The organism is Helicobacter pylori (assembly GCF_014496965.1).
Taxonomy (GTDB): domain Bacteria; phylum Campylobacterota; class Campylobacteria; order Campylobacterales; family Helicobacteraceae; genus Helicobacter; species Helicobacter pylori_CZ.
On the sequence record NZ_JACTCR010000018.1, the window covers coordinates 1 to 13,719 of the forward strand.

The following is a 13,719-nucleotide window of genomic DNA, read 5'->3' on the forward strand; positions in this document are numbered from 1 at the left end:
CGTATCAAAGCTTGTGGAGCTTCCTCTAACGGGGTTAGTTCTCAATATGGCAACATATTAGATCTAGCTAGTTATGGAGCTATGAAGCAAGAAAAAGCCCAATCGCTTTAGCGGTTGGGTAATTCACAAAACCCCAAAGATAGTTTTTAAGTGTCGTTGGCATTAAACACAAACACGATATAATTATAGAACGATACGAAAACCTAAATTAAGGGGAAGTCATGGCTGATAGTTTAGCAAGCATTGATCAAGTTACGAGTTTGCATAAAAATAATGAGTTGCAATTGTTGTGTTTCAGGCTGGGTAAAAACAAGGATTTGTATGCGGTCAATGTTTTTAAGATCCGTGAAGTGGTGAAATACCATGGCAATCTCACCATCATTAGCCACGAAAACAATTCGCTCGTTGAGGGGTTAATCATTATAAGAGAGCTCACCATTCCCTTGATTGATATGAAAAAATGGTTTTATTATGACAGCCAAAACAAAAACAAGGATTTACGCCCTTATAGGATAGAAAAAGACAAGGGCGAAGACGATATTGTTATGATTTGTGAGTTTTCTCGCTGGACCATAGGGGTTAGGATCTATGAAGCGGATAGGATTTTGAGCAAGAAATGGACTGAAATGGAGCAAAGCGCTGGGCTAGGGGGATCTGCTGGGAATAACAAACTCGTGAGCCGCACGCGCTATTTTGACGGGCGCTTGGTGCAAGTGGTGGATATTGAAAAAATGCTTATAGATGTGTTCCCTTGGATTGAAGATGAAAAACACAGCGATTTAGAAACGCTCTCTAAAATCCATTCTAACCAATGCGTTTTGCTTGCTGATGACTCCCCAAGCGTTTTAAAAACCATGCAAATGATTTTAGACAAACTAGGCGTCAAGCATATAGATTTCATCAATGGTAAAACCTTATTAGAGCATTTATTCAACCCCACAACCGATGTGAGCAGCATTGGCCTTATCATTACCGATTTAGAAATGCCAGAAGCGAGCGGTTTTGAAGTGATCAAGCAGGTTAAAAACAATCCTTTGACTTCAAAAATCCCCATCGTGGTCAATTCTTCTATGAGTGGCAGTTCTAATGAAGACATGGCCAGGAGTTTAAAGGCCGATGATTTCATCTCCAAGTCTAACCCCAAAGACATCCAGCGAGTGGTTAAGCAATTTTTGGAATCAGCATGAAAAAATACAGCGCTATCCCCACCCCTTGCTATGTGTTAGAGAGCGAACGCTTAGAAAAAAACGCCAAGATTTTAGAAATCGTGCGCCAACAAAGCGGGGCAAAGGTCTTGCTCGCTTTAAAGGGGTATGCGTTTTGGCGTGAGTTTGGGATTTTGAGGCAAAAATTGAACGGGTGTTGCGGGAGCGGTCTTTATGAGGCTAAGCTCGCTTTTGAAGAATTTGGGGGGCGAGAGAGCCAGAAGGAAATTTGCGTTTATAGCCCGGCTTTCAAAGAGGCTGAAATGAATGCGATCTTACCCCTAGCGACAAGCATTATTTTTAACTCTTTTTACCAATACGCTACCTATAAAGACAGGATTTTAGATAAAAACAAGCAATTAGAAAACTTGGGCTTAAGCCCCATTAAAATGGGTTTGAGGATCAACCCACTCTACAGCGAAGTAACCCCAGCCATTTATAACCCATGCTCTAAAGTGAGCCGGTTGGGGATTACGCCTAGCGAGTTTGAAAAGGGGGTTAAAGAGCATGGGTTAGAGGGGGTGAGCGGGTTGCATTTTCATACGCATTGCGAGCAAAACGCTGACGCTTTGTGCCGGACTTTAGAGCATGTAGAAAGGCACTTCAAGCCCTATTTAGAAAATATGGCGTGGGTGAATTTTGGTGGGGGGCATCACATCACTAGGAGCGATTATGATGTGAATTTGCTCATCCAAACGATTAAGGATTTTAAAGAGCGTTATCATGATATAGAAGTGGTTTTAGAGCCTGGGGAAGCCATAGGGTGGCAATGCGGGTTTTTAATCGCAAGTGTGATAGACATCGTTAAAAACGATCAAGAAATTGCGATTTTAGACGCTTCTTTTAGCGCCCACATGCCCGATTGCTTGGAAATGCCTTATCGCCCTAGTATTTTTAAAATCTCCGTAGAAAATGATGAAGAGATTATTGAGGTTGAAAAGGGCGAAAATCAAGGGGCGTTTTCTTACTTTTTGGGCGGCCCTACTTGTTTGGCGGGGGATTTTATGGGGAGTTTTAGCTTTGAAGCGCCTTTAAAAAGGGGCGATAAAATCGTGTTTCAAGACATGCTCCACTATACGATTGTCAAAAACAACTCGTTTAATGGCGTGCCACTCCCAAGCCTAGCCAAACTGGATCAACAAGGGTTTAAAATCCTTAAAAATTTTTCTTATGAAGATTATAAAAACAGGAATTAAGACCTTTGATTAGAGCTTTTAAGGCTTTTTGGGGCTTGTAAAAAGGCTTACGCACAACATTCCAACGCCAAGCCCGGCCAACACCGCGCCAATGGTGTGCATGTCTAAATAAATGCGAGCGAGCATGGTTAAAGGGATTAGGGGCAAGAGCCACAAGTATTTTTTAAAAGAATAACGGCGCATTAAAAACGCCACCGCCAAACCCACCATAGACGAATGCCCGCTTGGCATGTTGAAATTACCCCCATAAGGGCGCTCGCCCAAACGCTGATCATTGATCGTTACATGGTTTAAGGCTCTTTTGGTGGCATGCGTGAGAAAAGTTGTAGCGATAGAAGCGTTAGCGACTTGAAAAAGCCCTATCGCATCTCTTTGGATCAAGGGAATCGCCACAGATAAAATCGTAGGGATAAAGCGCGCGTAATGCTCGGTGAAATGAAACACCAAAGGCACGCTAGGCTGTTTAGGGACTTTAGGGAAAGGTGCAAAAATGCCTAGTAAAATCAAACCCAAACTGAGCGCTAACAAAGTTTTAGAAAAGCTTTTGGGTAGGCTTTCACAAAATTTTTGTTTAAATAAGAATTTTTTCATGAGTGTTATTTTACTCTTTTTTGTGTTTAAGCAGATCTAAAGAAGGGCGATAAACAACGCTAGGGTTTTTAAAATCTTCAAACACCCCTAAAACGCTATGGAAAATCACATTTTGATTAATGGGGGTTTGGGTTTGGATAATGGAATGCTCCTTTTTAAAAAGATCATTGGCATAAACGATAAAGGGGATCTCGTATTGCTCTTTAGGGGCGATGCTTTTAGGAATGCCATGCAAATAGAACGCTTCTTCGCCCAAGCTTTCGCCATGATCGCTCAAATAGATCATTAAGGCGGGCTGTTTGGCGTTTTCAAGCATGCTAATGATTTTGTCTAACAGATAGTCGTTGTAAAAAATGGTGTTGTCATAGGCGTTAATCAGGCTTTCTTTGGAGCAAGAAGACAGATCAGCGCTTGAGCAATAAGGCTTAAACGCCCTAAAATTTAAAGGCACTTTGTTGTCATAGTTGGGGCCATGCGAGCCGGCAAGGTGTAAGATGAGTAAGACATTTTCGTTAGAGCGTTCTTTTAAAAGATCAAGCAAATTATAGAGTAAGGATTCATCATAAGGGGCGATCGCTTCGCAATTGGGGCATTTTTGAATCAATTCATAGTTTTTAAGATAGCTGGTAACCTTAACGTTCTTTTCGCCGTCATTCGCGCTATACCAAAAGACTTTGATACCGGCTTTAGTCAAGTAAGTGGGCAAGTTTTCATAAACGCCCAAGCTGTTTTTAAAAGAAGAATCTAAAATGCATTCCAAACTCGCTGTCGTGTAAGTGGCGCAAGAAGTGGCGTTAAAAAGAGTGAGTTCGTGATTTTCTAAGCGTTTGCTTAGTCTTGGGGTGGTGGGTTTTTGATAGCCATAAAGGGCGTAATTGCGCTTCCTAGCACTTTCGCCAATGACTAGCACCACAAACGAATGAGAATGGTTGGGTGAAAAGAGAGGGAGCGGCTTGATAGTGGGGGCGAAAAATTTAAGAGCGCTCACTCTAAAAGCGTTCACGCTATAAGCAAAGGGCAAAATTAAGCCCCCTATGAATTTCGCATGCTTGTCAAACCACAGCCAATTTTTAGCGTTAGCTAAAGCGCTAGCGATAAAAATAAACACTAACGCTAAGATCGCTAAAAAGGGCGCTTTTTTAGAAGAATTTTTGATGGGGATTTTATAAATGATATAGCCGGGTAACACCCCAAAAACAACGATAAAAAGGAATAATTTAACGCTCAAAAAGCCTAAAACTTCATGCGTGTTGGTGTTTAAGACATTACCCATCATGCTCTTATTTAAAAACACCTTATAAGCGCTAATGAAATAGAAAGCGACAGAATTGAGCCAACTAAAAACTATCGCGCTCCAACGCATCAAAGAAGCAGAGATCAAGCCTAACGCCAAAAAAAGAGCGCCATTAACGCAAAAAAGCACCACAACCATCATGGCTATAAAACTAACCTGGTTGCTTTCTTTATAAACATAAGCGAACAAAGGGAAATGGTATAAAACGCCAAAAATAAGGCTATAAAGCAGACCGGCTTGCAGACAACTCAGGGGCTTTAAAAATTTTAGATGAAATGGTAATGTCAAACACGCCCCTTAAAATCAATCAATCTTAGGATTATATCGTAGGTATGGGGATTTTATGGTTTATTTTAAGACTAGAGAAGCGCTTTTGTTAGGGTGGTTGCATTTAAGAGTTTTACAGTGCGTTTGTTGTAGGGTTTCATCACGCCCCATAGTCGCAATATGGGGCAAATCCAAATAAGGAGCATGCCATGAAGCGTAAAAGTGGCAAACGCTCTTGGAAACTATTATACCTTGAGTTCACTTTTTTTGGGCTTAAAGTGGTGGTTTTAATGAAACGCTAATTTATAAGAGCGTTCCCTAAGCCTAAAAAGCTTAGGGGTTTCCTTATGTGAAGCGGGTTTGTCCTTGACTTTGGGGCGTTTGCATTGGGTTATAAAAAGGATCGCTTGAATAACGCTGATTTTTATTTAGATTGTAAAAAACGCCTTTGAGTGTTTTTTATGATTAACGCTTGAAGTCAAAAAACTTTGTTTGGTGGAAAAAATTAAAAAAGTTTAGAAAAATAAAAGCTTTATGAAAAGTTAAAAAGCGAGTGAGAAGTCAGTGAAAAAAGATTAAACCCCCCAAAAAACAAAGGGTTCAAAAAAACCCCCTTAAAAAAGGGAGTTTAAAAAGGGAGTTTTAAGCTTTTAGTAAGCGAACACATAGTTCAAATACACGCTATAAAGCCTTCTGTATTGCAAGGTAGTGCCTAGCAAAGAATAGTAATTCGTGTTGATCGTGGGGATCTTCACGCCTAATTCCATGCCATGTTGCGCGCTATGTTCAGCGCCTCTTCTCTTATTTCTGGCGAGATTGGTCCTTAAGCCCAGATTGAATAAGAATTGGAAATTCGCCGTGTTGATTTTAGCCTTATAGTAATTGTTCACATTCGCCAAATTCACATACTGAGAATTAAGCCATGAAGTCCCGGCTAGTTGGATACCGCCAAACGCGCCAAAAGAAATCTTATTGTGTTTGGTGGCTTTATCGTTGATGAAATTCACTAACAAATCGCTCCCCACGCCATAAGTCCAAACATCAGAATCGGAGTTGAAAAATTGGGATTTGTTATAGGTGTGGTTGTAATCCACAAAGCCGTAGTATCTCGCGCCCCATCGTTTGTTTTTCCCAAAGAATTGCTTATAGCCCACTTGAAAGCCGATCCCATTCATCGCGCCGTTATTGGTGGTAGAAGCGGCGATTAAACCGGCGCGTCTGAAAGGGTTACTGCCGAGTTCTTGGCTCCTGGATTGCACTTGAGAATGGATATTGGAGTCAATATAGTAGTTGTCCTGTATGCCTTGCGGGCTATTAGGGTTAGTCTTTTTGCTCACCACATTTTGTAAAGATTGCGCATCAGGCAAGCTTGAGAGCGCTGCTGTGATGCTGTCATAGTGTTCGCCTAGCTTTTTATACTGGCCGCTGAAATTCGCTAAAGTGTAGGCGAGATTTCGCGCGTTATGGATTTGCTCGGCTTGGTTTCCAAAATGAGCGATGCTGTCTTTTAGACTCGTTAAGGTCTCTCCCACATACGCGCAACCGGCTCCCCAAGTGTTAGAAGTAACCGTGCCAGATGGCGTGCCACGGAGATGGCCATTTTGCACTTCATGACACACCCCTAAAGAGTCTTTCACGAACGCTGCAGGGATTCTTTCAAAGTCCTTCACTACTGCTTGGGCGCGGTTTAAAATCTCCGCTTGCGCTTTGGCGTTAGCGAACATGCTTTGGGCAAAGTTGGCGTCTTTATAGGGGTTGAATGTCTTCCCGGTGTCCAGGTTGTGCTGGTTTTGCGCGTTTGCAGCAACGATCTTGGATTGCTCTACGGCTATTGCAGCGTTTTTGATCATGTCTTGAATCGCACTGATTTCATTTTTAAAAATCCCGCACGCGCTCCCATCGCCTTTCAAATATATTCCTTCCCATAAACTACCACTACTCGCACCACCTGCACCACCATTATTGATCCATGGGCATGCGCTATTAAGGGTAGTTATAATGGTGCTAGCTTGTTCTAAAAGAACTTGAGCGTTATTTTTTGTAACAATTTCTTCTCCATTATTATTGTTATTATTGTCCCCATTTTTTTTGTTGATTGTGAATTTGAGTTCTGTGTTGGTGTCGCTTAAAGCAGGAATATCTTGCCCGCTTGTTCCAAAAGCCTTTTGGATGATCTGATAAGCTTTATTGATTTTCGCGTAATTTTCAGTGGATAAAATGCTGTATGGTCCTGGTTCATAATTAGTAGTGCCACAAGTAATGGTAGTCCCTCCCCATTGATTTGTTGGTGTGTTTTCAAAGGTTTGAACGCCCCCATTTTTGCTGCTGTCTTTGCCAGGGCCACAAGGGCTGATCGCATAGCTCATGACTTGCCACAACCCCGCTGCCGCATTCAAGGCTAAAAGCACGGCTTGATACGCCGGGGAATTCTTTTTATCATTGATTAAATTCTTCGCGCTAGCGTTCAAATTGCCCCTTGCGCTATTGATAGCGTTGGGGTCGGCGGACTGCCTGATGAGAGTGTTTAGGACGCTATAATTCGTTAAAAGATTGTTCAGTCTCTCATAACTATCTGAAAGATCTTGAATGCCTTTAGTGTTTTTCACCATTTGAGCGGATTCGCCGATTTGATAGCCGGCGCTTACAAAAAAGCCGTTGTCTTCAGCGCTTAAAGCGGAAACTAAAAGCGAACCTAAGGTTAATGACAGAAATTTTTTCTTCATGTTTTCTCCTTTACTTTTTGAAATAAGATTGATTTTATCCGTAAATCTTGCGGAAGTGTGTCTTTAAGTAAGACCATAGCGCAAGCTTTCGTTAATATAGTATAAATTAATGGGATTTTGACATTAATTGGGCGTTTTTGCCCCTTCAAAAAAAAAAAAAAAAAAGGTTTTTGTAGCGTTTCTAAACAAATATTAAACCAATAAAGGTCATTTTAAAAGAAATGAGGTTGTTTAATAGGGGTAGTGGTAAAAAAAGGGGTTTTTAACTTGGGTTGTTTTTGGTGTGGTTGTTTGAGATTTGTTGTAAAAAGGATTTTTTCTTTAGATTTGTTGTAAATTTTGTTGTAATAATGATTTTCTTAAGGAGATAAAAAGGTTTTGCGATCATTTCCCTCAAAAACTCAAGGGTTTCTTTAAAAAGTGGTGGTTTCAATGAAACGCTAATTTCTAAGAGCGTTCCCTAAGCCCAAAAGACTTAGGGTTTGCTTGTAAAAGTGGGTTTATCCTTGAGTTTTGGGGCGTTCGCATGCGGTTATTCAAAAAGCTTGGTGCGAGTTCCTCATTCTTTTAAATGAGTTCCTTGCTCTTTTAAAAAGGCTTTGAGCGTTTCTTAAAACTATCATCAACGCTTTATTAAAACAAAGCCTAGCCTAATATTAATTTAATCCCCTACATAGACTTGTCTTGGGCGCGTGATCCTAGCTTGCGGGCTTTTGACATGCTCTAATAGTTGAGCGCACCAGCCCACGGTTCTGCCAATGACAAACACCGGCGTAAAAAAACGCACCGGGATTTTTAAAGCCCTTAAAATGGTGCCGGAGTAAAAATCCACATTGGGGTAGAGATTCCTTTCAATGAAATACTCGTCTTTTAGCGCGATTTCTTCCACTTTCGCAGCGATTTCGCTCAACCTCTCATCCATTTTAACGCCTTTTTGGTGCAGTTCGTCTTTCAAGCCTTTTAAGATTTTAGCGCGCGGATCGTAGCTTTTATACACCCTATGCCCAAAGCCCATGAGTTTGAAATTATCGTTTTTGTCTTTCACTCGTGCGATGTATTTATCCACGTTTTTCACATCGCCGATTTCTTCTAATTGTAAAAGGACTTTTTCATTCGCCCCGCCATGCAAATGCCCCCATAAAGCGCTAATGCCAGCGCTAATGGCGGCATAAGGATGCACGCCGGTGCTAGCGACATTCCTTACCGTGGTAGAAGAGGCGTTTTGCCCATGATCAGCGTGCAAAGTTAGGATTTTATCAAAGGCTTCCACTTCTAGGGGCGTGATCTCCACTTCGCCTTGAGTGGTGTGTTTTAAGCGACTATAAGGGTAACCTCTCAGCATGAAAAGGATATTTTCCACATAAGAGCGCGCGATGTCCGGATGAATGATGGGCGCTCCCACTTCATTACGATAGCAAATAGCCGCAAGCGTGGGGATTTTAGCGACAATCCTTCTAGCCATAGTCTGGTAATCTTCTTCAGTGTGCATGTTTTGGTGCGTGGAATAAAGGGTGGATAAGATAGACACGCCACTAGAGAGTTTCGCCATAGGGTGGGCGTTACTAGGGAAGGCTGAAAACATGTTTAATAAGCTCTCATGCACAAAGCTTCTGTGGCGCAATTCCAATTCAAATTCCAAGCTTTCATCTTGATTTTTGGGTAATTCCCCTGTGAGTAATAGCCTGCACACATCTACATATTTGTATTTGGCGACTAAATCCTCTATTCTATGCCCTCTGTAATACAATTCGCCTTTTTTGCCATTGATATAGCTGATTTTAGATTGGCACCCGGCGGTAGAAGAATACCCTGGATCGTAAGAAAAAAACCCGGTCGTTTCAAAAAGCTTGGAAAAATCCACCGCTTTAGGTCCACGAGTGCATTCAATCGTCTCAAATTCATAGCGTTCATTATTTTCATTATTGATTAAAGTAACAGACATTGTGATTTCCTTAAGTTTTGATAGCATTCAACCCTAATTATAAGCCAAAAAATTAAATGATTTCTTTTAAAAACATTTCGTTTTATTTCAAGTTATTCCTAACCGCTACTTTTAAACACGCATTCAAAAAAAGATTTTTAAGGGTTATATAGTATTTTTGCGCTAGTATAGTTACTCAAACTTTAGAAAAAGGATAAACAATGGCTTACAACCCTAAAATTTTACAAAAACCTAAAGAGGGCGAAGAAATTACGATTAAAGACAACAAATTGCATGTGCCAAATTACCCCATTATCCCTTTCATTGAGGGCGATGGCATTGGATCAGACATTACCCCGGCGATGATTAAAGTGGTGGATAGCGCGGTTCAAAAAGCGTATAAAGGCGAGAAAAAAATCGCATGGTATGAGGTGTTTGTGGGCGAAAAATGCTATCAAAAATTTAAAGATCACAAGGAATTAAGCCCCGAAGAGCAATGGTTACTACCGGACACTATTGAAGCGATTAATCATTATAAAGTCTCTATTAAAGGGCCTTTGACCACGCCTATTGGTGAAGGGTTTAGATCTTTGAATGTAGCGTTACGCCAAAAAATGGATCTGTATGTGTGCTTGAGGCCGGTAAGGTGGTATGGGAGTCCAAGCCCGGTTAAAGAGCCACAAAAAGTGGATATGGTGATTTTTAGAGAAAATTCTGAAGACATTTATGCGGGCATTGAATGGCAAGAAGGCAGCGCAGAAGCGAAAAAACTCATCCATTTTTTACAAAATGAATTAAAGGTTAAAAAAATCCGCTTCCCTGAAAGCAGTGGCGTAGGGATAAAACCCATCAGCAAAGAAGGCACAGAGAGGCTAGTGAGAAAGGCGATTGAATACGCGATTGATAACGACAAGCCAAGCGTGACTTTTGTGCATAAAGGTAACATCATGAAATACACTGAGGGGGCGTTCATGAAATGGGGCTATGCACTCGCTCAAAAAGAATTTAACGCTCAAGTCATTGATAAAGGCCCATGGTGTTCTTTGAAAAACCCTAAAACCGGTAAAGAAATCATCATTAAAGACATGATCGCTGACGCGTTCTTGCAACAAATCCTCTTACGCCCTAGCGAATACAGCGTCATTGCGACCATGAATTTGAACGGGGATTATATCTCTGATGCGTTAGCGGCGATGGTGGGGGGCATTGGTATCGCTCCTGGGGCTAATCTTAATGACACAGTGGGCATGTTTGAAGCCACCCATGGCACCGCTCCTAAATACGCCGGGCTGGATAAAGTCAATCCGGGGTCTATTATTTTGAGCGCGGAAATGATGTTAAGGCATATGGGCTGGGTGGAAGCGGCTGATTTGATCGTTTCTGCTATGGAAAAAGCGATTAAGAGCAAGAAAGTAACTTATGATTTCGCTCGTTTGATGGATGGGGCTAAAGAAGTCAAATGCTCTGAATTCGCTAGCGTGATGATTGAAAACATGTGAAAGAGCGTTTTTTAAGCTCTGGTGTTTGAATGCGATTATTAGGCTAATACTATCATTAAGGAATAAAGTTGATAAAATTTGTGCGTAATGTGGTTTTATTCATTTTAACAGCGATCTTTTTAGCGCTCATGCTTTTAGTGAGCTATTGCATGCCCCATTATAGCGTGGCTGTTATTAGTGGGGTGGAAGTTAAAAGAATGAATGAAAATGAAAACACGCCCAATAATAAGGAAGTAAAAACCCTTGCCAGAGATGTCTATTTTGTGCAAACTTACGACCCTAAGGATCAAAAAAGCGTGACCGTCTATCGTAACGAAGACACGCGCTTTGGCTTCCCTTTTTATTTTAAGTTTAATTCGGCTGATATTTCAGCCCTCGCTCAAAGTTTAGTCAACCAGCAAGTGGAAGTGCAATACTATGGCTGGCGGATCAATTTGTTTAACATGTTCCCTAATGTGATTTTTTTAAAGCCCTTAAAAGAGAGCGCTGAGATGTCAAAACCCGTTTTTAGCTGGATTTTATACGCCTTGCTACTAGTGGGCTTTTTTATCAGCGCGCGTTCTGTTTGCACTTTATTTAAGGGCAAAGCTCATTAATTCTTTTAGGCTTTGTTGGAAAATCACAATGGGGTTATTGGAGCATTTATTAAAAAGCTCAATATAGGGCAAGCTCACGCTGTAAAAAGCGGTGTTGTTCTCTCTTAAATTGATAGCGATTTTATAATCTAGTTGGTGGGATTTCAATAAAAAGTCATTCAGCAAACAATCATTGATCAAGCCCAAATTATCATGGCTAATCAAAAGCATTTTGGCTTTTAATTTTAGGGCCAAATCCAACATGTTTTCTCCTAAAGTGATAGGCACGCATAACCCCCCAGCCCCTTCAACGATGACTAAATCGTAAGTTTTGGTGAAATTGTGAAGGCGTTGGGTTAAATGATTGGTGTCAATGGGGGCGTTTTGGTTTTCTTCTTGTTGGGCGATGAGGGGGGCTGAAGCTTTATGATAACGATAGAATGAAACGTCTTTTAAGGTTAAAGAGCGATCCAAAAGGCGGTTATCCTGTAAGAATAGGTGCGCATCGCTAAAGTGGTTAATGGCGTCATTAACGCCCGTTTCAATGGGCTTTAATAGAATCGTTTTAACGCCACAAGCGTTGCAATATTGGGCTAATAGTCTAGCGCATGTGGTTTTTCCGGCATTCGTGTTAGTCGCGCTGATAAAAAGCATGGTTTAACTTTTAAACTGATAAGCGCCATCAAAGATTTGAGAAGTCAATACATTTTTGATTTGTGGTAACTTCACATTTTTAAGTGCTTCTCTTGGGACTTCAATGACTAGTCTCTCAAACGCTTGGTCGCTTAAGGGGTTATCAATATCAAAAATGAAACTTAAGATATTGTGGAGCGAGTTATAGGTAACCTTGTCAATCAACGCATAATTCAGTCTAACGCCCTCTGCTTGCTCTATGGCGGTAACGATGCTTTTAGATAGTCTAGGGCTGATGTTACCAAGTTGTGTCGCTAAATCTGAGATAAAGCAATACCCTGCATCGGTGTCAATGGTGTTAGCAAGCACTTTAGCTAATAATGTCCTACTCACTTTTTTACCTTGTCTTAAAGCTTTAACTATTTTACTCACTTGAATATTTCGTCTCATACCTTGTCGGTAATCATCGCTTACCGCACATTTTTGTGCTTCTATGCGTTTAATCGCATTTTCTTGTCTTTCTATCATTGCGTCTAAAAAGAACTCTTTAGGGTGTCCATAACCACGAGTGATTTTCTGTAATGCTTTAATATTACCTCTAATCTCCTCGCCAATAGTCCCTATCCCTAATTTAGAGTAATCATAGGGCATACAAGTCGCTTTTAATTCTGTCTTAACGATTTTATTGATACCGAGACCCCCTTTATACTTGGAGAGAAAAGTATAAACGCTGTCATTTATGCGTGTAAGAGCTTGTGGTAAGTCGCTAGGAACTGAAAATTTAATCCCTGTGAATTTAGCCCATACCTTACCAAAACTATTAGGGCTAGAGCTTATCAAATCTATCCTATAAGTCTTATTCTTATTAGCAAGCATTTGTCCGCCATAGCAAATCGCTGCTTGTCTGAATTGTTTGCCCCATATCAATAAGTGGTTTTTCAAATCAAATGTGCTACTAGGCTCGTTTTGGAATACAAAAAAGCTAACCTCTTTGTCTGGTAAAGTATTGTCTTTAGGGTTGTCTTTCCAATATCCTAACACTTCAATGTAACCAATGAAGTCTCTATCAATATTCAATATGTCTTTTAGCTGTTGTGTCCTTGCCATATTTTCTTTTCTAGTGTAGCGATACCTCTCAACAAATTTATCACTAGACATAAGGTCTCTCATTGTGGCGTTTTTCTTAAAAAATTTATCCACATAAAAATTGCCTAATTTGTTATAGAGTGTCGCATAAATGTTCTCAATCATATCTTTGTAATTTTTAAATTTTGTGGTTTCTTTACCATTTTCAGGTTGTGGGTGAAAGAAATCTACAACTTTAATAGGGTCGTATGGGTCTAAATCCACAGATTGACTTAACCAATATTGAGCTATTATGTCCGCATTTTTAGGGTCTGCTCCGCTCTTATAAGCATAGATTAGAGCGTTTTGTTCTTTTTCGGTAAAGTCTTTATAAAAAGCGTCTTTAAAAGGTCTAAACGCCGAGATAGTCCCAAAAGGTAGTCCGCTCGCAATCTTTTTATAAATGCTGATAAGATTAGAACTCTCAATTGTAGAGCCTTTAATCGTTTTGTGGCTCATATCATATTTAAGTCGTGAGATTTCATCGCCAACAGCATCTAAAAACTTGCTTAAGGGCATTGCCTTACCAAGCACCCTAACGCTAGGTTTATTTTGTCTAGCTAATTTCTTGTCCGCTAACGCCTTATCAATAGATGCTGTCAATGAATTGCTTCTATTATGTGGCTCATCAACCAATTCTAAAAAATCGTAATTCAATAGCATTTTGTGTCCTTTCTCTAAGCGAGATTG

At 40.5% G+C, this 13,719-nt stretch carries 10 protein-coding genes; 4 read left to right on the top strand and 6 right to left on the bottom strand.

Annotation, left to right across the window (positions count from 1 at the left end; genetic code table 11):
• Nucleotides 1–221 precede the first annotated feature (221 nt).
• Both cheV1 and nspC read left to right on the top strand, forming a co-directional pair.
• On the top strand, nucleotides 222–1,187 hold the full coding sequence (cheV1, locus tag H7O61_RS06530) for a chemotaxis protein CheV1 (protein ID WP_187875497.1): 966 nt from the start codon (nucleotides 222–224) through the stop codon (nucleotides 1,185–1,187).
• Nucleotides 1,184–2,401, top strand: a complete 1,218-nt coding sequence (gene nspC, locus H7O61_RS06535; RefSeq protein ID WP_187875498.1) for a carboxynorspermidine decarboxylase — start codon at nucleotides 1,184–1,186, stop codon at nucleotides 2,399–2,401. The genes cheV1 and nspC overlap by 4 nt, the downstream gene beginning before the upstream one ends.
• An 18-nt stretch (nucleotides 2,402–2,419) precedes the next feature.
• Here nspC and lpxE read toward each other — a convergent pair whose 3' ends face one another.
• From lpxE to H7O61_RS06555, 4 genes are all read right to left on the bottom strand, one after another.
• Nucleotides 2,420–2,992, bottom strand: a complete 573-nt coding sequence (lpxE, locus tag H7O61_RS06540) for a lipid A 1-phosphatase LpxE (RefSeq protein ID WP_000713907.1) — start codon at nucleotides 2,990–2,992, stop codon at nucleotides 2,420–2,422.
• A gap of 10 nt (nucleotides 2,993–3,002) precedes the next feature.
• Nucleotides 3,003–4,517 (bottom strand): phosphoethanolamine--lipid A transferase EptA, encoded by a 1,515-nt coding sequence (gene eptA, locus H7O61_RS06545; RefSeq protein WP_414736111.1) that lies wholly within the window; start codon nucleotides 4,515–4,517, stop codon nucleotides 3,003–3,005.
• Nucleotides 4,518–5,203: 686 nt separating this feature from the next.
• Nucleotides 5,204–7,276, bottom strand: coding sequence for a Hop family adhesin SabA/HopD (gene sabA, locus H7O61_RS06550; RefSeq protein WP_187875500.1), 2,073 nt, complete (start codon nucleotides 7,274–7,276; stop codon nucleotides 5,204–5,206).
• A 661-nt stretch (nucleotides 7,277–7,937) separates the two neighbouring features.
• Nucleotides 7,938–9,218 carry a citrate synthase gene (locus H7O61_RS06555; RefSeq protein ID WP_187875501.1) on the bottom strand — a complete coding sequence of 427 codons (1,281 nt, stop codon included), beginning with the start codon at nucleotides 9,216–9,218 and terminating at the stop codon, nucleotides 7,938–7,940.
• 200 nt (nucleotides 9,219–9,418) lie between these two features.
• Here H7O61_RS06555 and icd point away from each other — a divergent pair, with 200 nt between their 5' ends.
• A complete protein-coding gene (icd, locus tag H7O61_RS06560) occupies nucleotides 9,419–10,696 on the top strand; it encodes an isocitrate dehydrogenase (NADP(+)) (protein WP_000323998.1) in 1,278 nt (425 codons plus the stop codon).
• Nucleotides 10,697–10,764: 68 nt separating this feature from the next.
• On the top strand, nucleotides 10,765–11,292 hold the full coding sequence (locus H7O61_RS06565) for a DUF1523 family protein (protein WP_187875502.1): 528 nt from the start codon (nucleotides 10,765–10,767) through the stop codon (nucleotides 11,290–11,292).
• On the opposite strand, the gene bioD is transcribed toward H7O61_RS06565, so the two are convergent.
• Together bioD and H7O61_RS06575 are read right to left on the bottom strand one after the other, a co-directional pair.
• Entirely contained in the window at nucleotides 11,269–11,925 is a 657-nt protein-coding gene (gene bioD / locus H7O61_RS06570; RefSeq protein WP_079342780.1) for a dethiobiotin synthase, read from the bottom strand. The two genes, H7O61_RS06565 and bioD, sit on opposite strands and share 24 nt — an antisense overlap.
• Before the next feature lie 3 nt (nucleotides 11,926–11,928).
• Complete coding sequence (locus tag H7O61_RS06575; RefSeq protein WP_187875503.1) at nucleotides 11,929–13,692, bottom strand: hypothetical protein; 1,764 nt, start codon at nucleotides 13,690–13,692, stop codon at nucleotides 11,929–11,931.
• Nucleotides 13,693–13,719: the final 27 nt, after the last annotated feature.

What these genes read in the sequence shown, in the direction of transcription:
- icd (WP_000323998.1), top strand. Translation starts at nt 9,419, where the DNA reads ATGGCTTACAACCCTAAAATTTTACAAAAACCTAAAGAGGGCGAAGAA.
- lpxE (WP_000713907.1), bottom strand. Translation starts at nt 2,992, where the DNA reads ATGAAAAAATTCTTATTTAAACAAAAATTTTGTGAAAGCCTACCCAAA.
- cheV1 (WP_187875497.1), top strand. Translation starts at nt 222, where the DNA reads ATGGCTGATAGTTTAGCAAGCATTGATCAAGTTACGAGTTTGCATAAA.
- sabA (WP_187875500.1), bottom strand. Translation starts at nt 7,276, where the DNA reads ATGAAGAAAAAATTTCTGTCATTAACCTTAGGTTCGCTTTTAGTTTCC.
- H7O61_RS06575 (WP_187875503.1), bottom strand. Translation starts at nt 13,692, where the DNA reads ATGCTATTGAATTACGATTTTTTAGAATTGGTTGATGAGCCACATAAT.
- H7O61_RS06555 (WP_187875501.1), bottom strand. Translation starts at nt 9,218, where the DNA reads ATGTCTGTTACTTTAATCAATAATGAAAATAATGAACGCTATGAATTT.
- bioD (WP_079342780.1), bottom strand. Translation starts at nt 11,925, where the DNA reads ATGCTTTTTATCAGCGCGACTAACACGAATGCCGGAAAAACCACATGC.
- nspC (WP_187875498.1), top strand. Translation starts at nt 1,184, where the DNA reads ATGAAAAAATACAGCGCTATCCCCACCCCTTGCTATGTGTTAGAGAGC.